The 3156-nt window shown below is 37.0% G+C and carries 1 protein-coding gene and 1 pseudogene; both read left to right on the forward strand.

Annotated features, from left to right (window positions below; all coding sequences use genetic code 11):
* Positions 1-555: pseudogene (locus tag RV13_RS20165) on the forward strand (FtsK/SpoIIIE domain-containing protein); the annotation flags it as partial.
* Positions 556-1244: 689 nt separating this feature from the next.
* Positions 1245-3056: a group II intron reverse transcriptase/maturase gene (gene ltrA / locus RV13_RS20170; RefSeq protein ID WP_224453673.1), complete on the forward strand. Its 1812-nt coding sequence runs from the start codon at positions 1245-1247 to the stop codon at positions 3054-3056.
* Positions 3057-3156: the final 100 nt, after the last annotated feature.

Here is a 3156-nt window from a genome sequence, read left to right on the forward strand (position 1 = left end):
TCTATTCGCGTTCAAATTTCACTGGGAAAATATCAGGATCAGCTATTGAAGTTGGAAAATAAGTTAGAAAGCGGACTGTATTGTGAGTTAGTAGAAAAAGAACTCAAAGACTCCTATGTGGAATACACCTTGTTATACGATATGATTGCCAATCGAATTGGGATAGAAGAAATAGTGGCAGAAAATGGGGCGTTGCGATTGATGAAAAATCAAGTATGGGCGTATGATTCCTTGCCGCATATGTTAATTGCTGGCGGCACAGGTGGTGGGAAGACCTATTTCTTACTCACCATTATTCAAGCACTATTGAAGTCAGATGCAGAATTGTTTATCCTCGATCCCAAAAATGCGGACCTCGCCGATTTAGGTACGATAATGCCTCACGTATACTCCCAAAAAGAAGAAATTTCTGAATGTGTGGAAGATTTTTACGAACGCATGATAGCTCGTAGTAGGTCAATGAAAGAAATGCCCAACTACAAAACAGGAGAGAATTATGCGTATCTCGGACTTCCGCCCAACTTTTTAATCTTTGATGAATACGTGGCTTATATGGGTGCGAATCGTTTTCCTACAAGCATCGAATAGATGTGAAATGGAAGCCTATTGAGATTATCAATAGTGACAACTAATGTTTTGAGAGATGGAATGAAAGCCTTCAAGTTGAGCTGAAACATCCCCGCTAATACTCCTACATGCTCTAATCAATGAAGTAGATTGGTTTTGGTATGAAGCTAGGTGAAGTCGTCTGAAATCTGCCTAAGTGCTTGAGCATAAGGCTGACTATAGGGCGGGCGGCTGAAAAAGATAACTATGGTAAGAATGTCTGAAAATGACTGACGAATCTGCGAATGTACGGGTCTAAAAGGCTGATCTTATTGAAAGATAGGAACATACGGACGTATGGTGAGATACCGACAAGTAAGGTTCCATGATATGAAAATCGGGATAGCTAACGAAGAAGCTATAATTTCACAGGCTCATAGTAGATACCTAAGGTTATACATGATAGCTAAAAACATTGGAACGATGTAAGCAGAAAACTATCAATTAAATGACTACTTCTAGATAGGTGCATATAAGTAATAACGAAATTGCTTTGTTTCTGTGAAAGTAAGGGCACAGTACCGATGAAGCGTCTAACAAATGTGGAGGGATAGCCCTAAGTCTATTTAATAACAATGAATGTTGAAACAGATGAAGTTCAAGGATCTGGTAAGAACGTGGGAAAATCCGTTATGGAGGTGCCACGCTTGAACACAAAAATACGTTACTGGGAATATTATGATCTACAAGAAACATTCGATCAGCTATTTACTCAAAGTAGAAACGGGAAAAAGTTTTATCAATTATATGAGTTAATCATTTCTGAAAATAATATTCTTTTAGCATACCGTACTATCAAGGCAAACAAGGGGTCTTCGACACCAGGAACGGATTCCTTCACAATTGATAACTATAAGGAAATGAACCAAGCAGAGTTTATCCATCTTATTCTCAGTCATTTAGAAAATTACAAACCAAAATCCATAAAGCGAGTAATGATACCTAAACCCAATGGTGAGAAACGCCCATTAGGAATTCCATGCATGATTGATCGAATGATCCAACAGATGTTCAAGCAGATACTGGAGCCAATATGTGAAGCTAAGTTTTATGAACATAGCTACGGTTTCAGACCATTGAGAAGTGCAAAGCATGCTCTAGGTCGCATTATGTATCTCATAAACATCAGTAAAATGCACTATGCAGTAGACATTGATATCAAAGGTTTCTTTGATAATGTAAACCACCGTTTACTGATAAAACAATTATGGAATATAGGAATTTGTGACAAACAAGTCTTAGCTATTCTTTCAAAATCTCTGAAATCACCCATTCAAGGAGAAGGTATCCCGAGCAAAGGAACGATCCAAGGAGGTATCATTTCTCCACTATTATCTAATGTTGTTCTAAACGACTTAGACCATTGGGTCTCAAAGCAGTGGCATACCTTTGAAACAAAGTATCCCTATACTAAAGGTTACAATAAATTTCGTGCTCTAAGAGATACAAATCTAAAGCAAGGCTATATTGTCAGGTACGCAGATGACTTTAAAATCATGACTAATGATTATCCGACAGCATTAAAATGGTTCCACGCTGTCAAGCTTTACCTAAAAGACAGACTTAAATTAGATATTTCCAATGAGAAGTCTAAAATCGTCAATTTGCGTAAATGTAAGTCGGAATTTTTAGGATTCGCTATTTGCGTGAAACAAAAAGGGAAAAAATGGGTTTGTAATTCACGTATTTCTAACAAAAAAAAGGATCAGATTAAAGAAGAGATTAAACAAAGAATCAAAGATATTCAAAAGAGTCCTACAGCACAAAATGCTCTCCTGTTTAATGCTCTCGTGCTCGGTGTTCATAATTATTTCAGGTATGCCACTCATATTAATTTAGATTTGAATAGGATGAACTACGTTCTTTCATTCACTACTTACAACCGATTATCAAATTGTAGTACAAGATGTTACCCCAACAAAGCTTCCCCAACTTACAAAAAGTTTTACTCAACAACGATGAAAACGTATAAAGTAGCTGGAGTCTATTTGTACCCTCTTTGCGACGTATCTACAAAAACAATTTACGGATTTAATACGGAGGATACACCGTTTACTCCGTTTGGTCGTCAAAGATTGGAGCACAAAAGCCTACAGTCTCTTGTGTTCCAAGAATTAAGAAAATTGATGGAATCGAAAATACCGAATAGAACGGTTGAGTATTTAGATAGTAGAATATCTCGTTACTCAATGAAATCAGGCAAGTGTGAGATTACAAAACAATTTTTGCCAGCAAAAGCCGTTCACTGTCATCACTATTTGCCAAAAAGTCTTGGTGGAGACGACAAATTCGATAACTTGAGAATTATTCATAAGGATATCCATCTTCTGATCCATACAACAAATAAAATGATAATCGATCACTACGTGCATGAACTGAAACTGGTGCCAGAGCAAATAGCAAAAATCAACCTTTATCGAAAGATGTGTAATCTGCAAAACATTCAATAGAAAATAAATAGATGGAACGCCGTATGAGGTGAAAGTCTCACGTACGGTGTGGAGCGGGGGAAAAGATGGAGATTATATCAAATTCTTACCTATCGCTATA

Origin of the sequence: Enterococcus raffinosus, assembly GCF_001886185.1 — a bacterium.
GTDB lineage: Bacteria > Bacillota > Bacilli > Lactobacillales > Enterococcaceae > Enterococcus_A > Enterococcus_A raffinosus.